This is a genomic window from Flammeovirga sp. SJP92 (assembly GCF_001583495.1).
GTDB lineage: Bacteria > Bacteroidota > Bacteroidia > Cytophagales > Flammeovirgaceae > Flammeovirga.
In genome coordinates this window covers 1-5,536 of sequence record NZ_LQAQ01000121.1, presented here as the reverse complement: position 1 = coordinate 5,536, position 5,536 = coordinate 1, and the positions used below count along the sequence as shown (strand labels likewise).

General features: G+C 31.8%; 6 protein-coding genes. All 6 read left to right on the top strand.

The annotated features are described in order from the left end of the window. Positions 1-156 precede the first annotated feature (156 nt). The 6 genes from AVL50_RS32155 (at position 157) to AVL50_RS32130 (ending at position 5,235) form a co-directional block, all read left to right on the top strand. Positions 157-1,026 carry an alpha/beta hydrolase gene (locus tag AVL50_RS32155; protein ID WP_172826965.1) on the top strand — a complete coding sequence of 290 codons (870 nt, stop codon included), beginning with the start codon at positions 157-159 and terminating at the stop codon, positions 1,024-1,026. 48 nt (positions 1,027-1,074) lie between these two features. Next, positions 1,075-1,386, top strand: coding sequence for a hypothetical protein (locus AVL50_RS32150; protein WP_062622116.1), 312 nt, complete (start codon positions 1,075-1,077; stop codon positions 1,384-1,386). A gap of 232 nt (positions 1,387-1,618) precedes the next feature. Next, the gene (locus AVL50_RS32145) at positions 1,619-2,725 is read left to right on the top strand and encodes a hypothetical protein (protein WP_062622114.1); all 1,107 of its coding nucleotides are present in this window, start codon (positions 1,619-1,621) and stop codon (positions 2,723-2,725) included. A gap of 244 nt (positions 2,726-2,969) precedes the next feature. Beyond that, the gene (locus AVL50_RS32140; protein ID WP_062622112.1) at positions 2,970-3,920 is read left to right on the top strand and encodes a peptidase; all 951 of its coding nucleotides are present in this window, start codon (positions 2,970-2,972) and stop codon (positions 3,918-3,920) included. Positions 3,921-4,252: 332 nt separating this feature from the next. Next, the gene (locus tag AVL50_RS32135) at positions 4,253-4,657 is read left to right on the top strand and encodes a hypothetical protein (RefSeq protein ID WP_062622110.1); all 405 of its coding nucleotides are present in this window, start codon (positions 4,253-4,255) and stop codon (positions 4,655-4,657) included. Between the two features lie 80 nt (positions 4,658-4,737). Further along, positions 4,738-5,235, top strand: a complete 498-nt coding sequence (locus tag AVL50_RS32130; RefSeq protein ID WP_062622108.1) for a hypothetical protein — start codon at positions 4,738-4,740, stop codon at positions 5,233-5,235. The last annotated feature ends 301 nt before the right edge of the window (positions 5,236-5,536 follow it).

The following is a 5,536-nucleotide window of genomic DNA, read 5'->3' as shown; positions in this document are numbered from 1 at the left end:
GAACACTTTAAATTATAGAGTCATCAGCAACTTGCCCCATCTTAAAGATTGAATTATATTTAAAGAAACAAACTCCCTGTATGTCACCACTTTTTTTGAAATCTGACTGCATACAGCAATGTTATGCGTAATGAAAGCCAAGAAAATCAACTAAACATGAAAGCTAACCTCTTAATCATAATTTTTTCCTTAATAGTGGGAAAAGTCTATTGCCAAGACGCAAAAGAAACTCAAATAAGTATTGGTCATATTGAAAAAATCTATTCTGATCATTTGCAACAAGAAAGAGAACTCTATGTGCATTTACCGCAAAGTTACAGCAAGAAAAAAGAGAAGAAATATCCGGTGGTGTATTTACTAGATGGTGAATCTCATTTTGATTATGTATCGAGTATGATAAAGCAATTAAGTGCGGTAAACAGAAATAACGTAGTGCCTGAAATGATTGTCATCGGCATTAAAAATATCAATAGATGGTATGATTTAACGCCAGAGAAAGATCCGTTTTTTAATATTGAAACGGGAAATTCAGTAAAATTTGCAGATTTTATTGAGTTCGAGGTCATGCCTTATATCAATAAAAAATACAGAACTAAAGGAGGTAATACTATTATTGGGCATTCCCTTGGTGGTTTGTTTGTGATTCACACCATGATCAACTCCCCTGAACTTTTTGACAATTACCTCTCTATCGATCCCACTTTGTGGTGGTTATCCAATAAATATCTCCATTTATACTTAGAAAAATTTGACAAAATAGATTACACAAACAAAAAACTCTACTTTGCAATTGCCAATGGTTTGGTACCTGGCACTGATATCCATTCAATCAGAAATGACACCACACAAGCCTCCTACCATATGCGATCGATGTTGACTTTTAAAGATGATTTTCACAAGCAAAGCATGAATAAATTGAGTATTGCAACAAAGTTTTATGAAAATGAAACACACGGATCACTACCTTTGATTGCAACGTACGACGCTTTAAGATTTTTCTTCTCCAAACAAAAGGAAGAGCAATAAAGGGTTTTGTCAAACAGGTCAGCAACTACTATAAAAAAACTATAGCGTATGGAAGCTAAAGATCTTTTTAGTATATCGAAAAGGTTATTCTATAAAGTAAAATGGGAAGGAGAGTATTTTCACATCGGTCAGTTACCTCACAAAGATATTGATACTCTAATGCACACTATTTCGAATTATTTTCAATCTGACAGTGTGCATTTGATTCTTGATCGACAACATTCAAAAACGATTTCCCTCACAGCATTACACTCATTTCTACAGACTTCTGATGAGAATTTTGTTCTGTGGGATGAACATTTTAATTCTAGTATAGACTATCATTCGATTGGTGTTTTTAGAAAAGGGAGGATAAGTTAGAAAAACGTATTACAGTGATTTTTATATTATTGAGTTTATCACTGTTCTATTTGTAATAATCTCAAAATCTTTTAATGTAAAGAGGTAATACAAATTATTTGATCATTGTTATAATGATATTAATTTAGCGTTTAGAAGCAAATTTATTTAAGAATAGAATGATACGCTTTACATAATTATCTATGTATTTCATTTTACTTTTTTAGTATTATTAAACTAAAAATACAACTTCATGAAAAAAATCATCATTAGCTTAGTCTTCCTACTTTTTAGTCAGACTCTCATTGCTCAAAATACTTTTCCAACTACGGGAGGTGTAGGTTTAGGAACCACAAATCCACAACATGGATACATTCATATTAATGCCGAGGGGCCATCATCCGGAATCAATTTGTGGACTAACACAGGTTCCATGACATCAAGAATTTGGATTAACTCTTTAGACAAATTATTTCATATTAGCAGAGGTGATAATCCTAATAAAGGTATTACTTTAGATAATGATGGTAATATTGGTATAGGAACTACAGTATTTGATTCAAAATTTGAAATTAAACACTCTGGGACAATAGGTGCTAAATGGAATTCATCTTTTAGCTATTTTAAAATTACCAATGGAACTAACTCTCTTATAGCTGATCCAAATGAAATTTACTCTAGTACTGATTTAGCCATTGGAACCTCTTACAATCACCCCATATATTTTCGTAATGTTGACAAGAATGGTAAAACAGACCTAATGACTATCAAACAAGATGGAAAAATTGGTATTGGAACAATAAATCCTGAACATGGAAAAATTCAAATCAATGGAAATGGACCAAGTGAAGGTATTACTTTATGGACTAACTCTGGAGAGTATACCTCTAGAATTTGGATAAACTCTGCATCAAAAAATTTCCATATCAGTAGAGGTGATGACCCTTTAAAGGGGATAACTATAGATAATGATGGAAATATGAGTTTGGGTACTTTAACAAACGGTAGTCATAAATTAGCAGTTGAAGGATCAATTGGAGCTAGAGAGATAAAAGTGGAAGCAAATGAATGGTCTGACTTCGTTTTTGAAAAAAATTATGATTTAAGAACATTAGAAGATGTTGAAGAACATATAAATTCAAAAGGACATCTTCCTGAAATTCCAAGTGAAAAAGAAGTACTTGAAAACGGAATTAATCTAGGAGAAATGGACTCAAAACTTCTTCAAAAAATTGAAGAACTTACATTATATCTAATCGATCAAAATAAAAAATTAAAACAACAAGGAGAACAAATCGAACAACTTATTCAAGATAATCACAATCTTAAAAAGGAGCTATCTACTTTAAAAAACAAATAATATTTTGTGAGCACATTTTCTATCTTCAATTTACTCTCTAATTATTAGATTGATAATTTTTAAATGTGCTCACTTTACCTAAAAAAAAAGAAATAATGATTTCTTATCTACCCCTTTTGAGACTTAGAATCGAAAATTAATAGACTACTTAAAATTACAAGTGAAACCTACGACTTAACACTTGTGTTTATTAAGCATTATCCGTAAAAAACACATTAGCCATAAAAATACACTTCAAGAAAATATGTTTACAGTAGAAGTAAAAAGTGACAGAAAAGAAGATATTTGTCTTCTTATAAAAGTAGATAATCATTCGTTCAATTATATCTGTGACTGTGGGGAAGCGAAGGCACTTTCGGTAAAAGAATGTCAAGATACCAACGCTGTATTTTTGAGTCATACACACATAGATCATTTTGTGAATTTTGATACTCTTCTTCGTCATCAGATTGGTACAGGCAAAAAGGTAGTAATTTGTGGGCCTAATGGGATTGCTGATCAAGTGCAAAATAGGATCAAAAGTTATTGCTGGAATTTGATCGAGGAAGGAGCTATTACTTATGAAATCCGTGAAATTCTAGACCAACAAAGTTATAAATCTGTTGTACTCAAGCCTCCGTTCTGGGAGCAAGAAGTGATGGGGAGCTTTGAGGAAGAAAACATCTTTATTGAAAAAGATTTTAATGTTGAGTTTGAAATTCTAGATCATAAGACTGATTCTATTGCCTATCTTTTTAAAGCTGTAGATAAGACTAAAATTGTATTAGAAAACGGTTTTAGAGGTGGAAAATGGGTAGCAGAACTGAAGAACGCCTTTGATGAAAATCAGGCAGAGACTACTATCCAAGTGGAAGGGAAAGAGTATAAAGCCAAAGAACTTTTTCCTATGGTGAAAAAAGAAATTGGAGAAAAAGTCGGTATCATCATGGATCATGATGCTAGTCCAGAAAATCACTCTAAGATCTTGAAAAAGTTTGGGCTTTGCGATGAGGTATATATTGAATGTTTTTACAAAGATGAAGACAAGGAACTGGCGAAGAAAAATTACCATAGCTATGCTTCTATGTCTGGAAAAATCATGAAAGAATGTGAGGTGAAAAGAGCTTACCCAATACACTTTTCTAGAAAATACAAGGAGGAGGATATTGAAAAATTAATTGCTCAATTTGAAAAAGCCTACGCCAACAATGATTAATGCATGTTGAGACAGCTCTTTAATAAAAAAAATCCAAGTGAGTACAACACTAAAAAAACGTATTAATAGTGGTTCTATAGAAAGTTTTTTGAAGGAAGTACTCGCAAAACAATAAATAGAATTAGTATGAGATAATTTTGAATTTGTACTTATGATCTAAGTAAAAGCGGTCTCTAGAATTCACATGCTCATTTTTTTATTTAACTTGAAGAAAAAGTAAATGTTATCTGATTTTCAGATATTTTTTAATAAAAGCATTTTAGTTCCATTTGATAAGAAAATGAATATCAATACTTATCAAATGATGAACCTCAAAATGCCAATTTTTAGAAATGAAAACACTTTTCGAAACAGAAAAACTTAAAATCACCTACGAATTTGAACGGGTTTTCTTAATTGAAAAACCCTCAGGTAAGATGTTGCTATCAGATGATTTTTACGGGAATCCTAATTGTGGACTCATCAGCGTCAGTAATAAATGGGCCATAATAGGAGGAGAACATTTAACGGTATGGAAGAAAATCAACATTCCTCCAACCGAAAAATTCATAGTTGAGCACTTCGAATGGATTCATGATATGAGATTGAAATCTAACAATAGTATTGAACTATTAACTGATCCATGGTCCGAATCATCGGCAGTGTGGGAATTAGACATTGAAACAATGACTTTCATGAAAATTAAAGACTTTAAAGACTACATCGGAAAAGCTTATTGTGAGCAAGTAGAGTGGTAATGTATCTTTTCATTACCCCTAGAGACGGAAAGTGATAAAGCACTAAAACATAAACCTAATTTTATATACACAGATAAGAAATGAAACGTGATTACAACATAACAACAACAGCACGCCTAAAAGGATATACTCATTATTTTGGGTTTTTGTTACTGACAAAGTTTTTGGGTGTAACTGCTGATCAATATGAGAGATTGATGGGCAACTATGAGAATTTGACTTTTGAAACTATTTTTCAAATTACCTATTTACCCCTATCCTTTTTAGAGCAACTTGTATTGATAATAGGAATGTTATCCATCTTTATTAAACACAAATTTAGTTTTTTGGTAATGAATATTCCTCCCTATCTTTTTATAGTTGGCGGAATCTATATTTTGCTAAATAGACATGATGGTTCAGGTGGAATAGATCATGGTATTTTTGGACTTTTCTGCATTATATTATCTAATACACTATCCGTTTTAAAAAGATACAACCTGAAGAAACACAGCAAGTATCAACTTTTCTTAAATATTGGTTCGCTTTTTATCTCTTGCTTAATACTCTTTTTCTGTGTCTCCTTTGATTGGATCTAAAATTCACATTATAATACAGTCCATAAAATGCCAATTGATATTGATGATAATTTATTACACTGTAAACTAAGTTTTCGTTATTTATAGTGTTTAGAAATCAGGAGATTTTTGATGATCTGAAGGACACGAAGGACACTAACGCTTAACATTCGCGCCATTGAGTTTTTTACCATTATAGTTTGGTAGTACTCCCCGGAAAAGCGTTAAGAATTTCATGAATTGAGCCGTTAAAAATGATTTTCTTGTTTGAGCAAAGCGAGTTTAAAATCATTGAGGCGAGTGGAATGAAATTTAGCTTTTG

Bases quoted from the DNA above. Each gene is read 5' to 3' on its own strand.
- AVL50_RS32155 (WP_172826965.1), top strand. From the start codon at position 157: ATGAAAGCTAACCTCTTAATCATAATTTTTTCCTTAATAGTGGGAAAA.
- AVL50_RS32150 (WP_062622116.1), top strand. From the start codon at position 1,075: ATGGAAGCTAAAGATCTTTTTAGTATATCGAAAAGGTTATTCTATAAA.
- AVL50_RS32145 (WP_062622114.1), top strand. From the start codon at position 1,619: ATGAAAAAAATCATCATTAGCTTAGTCTTCCTACTTTTTAGTCAGACT.
- AVL50_RS32140 (WP_062622112.1), top strand. From the start codon at position 2,970: ATGTTTACAGTAGAAGTAAAAAGTGACAGAAAAGAAGATATTTGTCTT.
- AVL50_RS32135 (WP_062622110.1), top strand. From the start codon at position 4,253: ATGAAAACACTTTTCGAAACAGAAAAACTTAAAATCACCTACGAATTT.
- AVL50_RS32130 (WP_062622108.1), top strand. From the start codon at position 4,738: ATGAAACGTGATTACAACATAACAACAACAGCACGCCTAAAAGGATAT.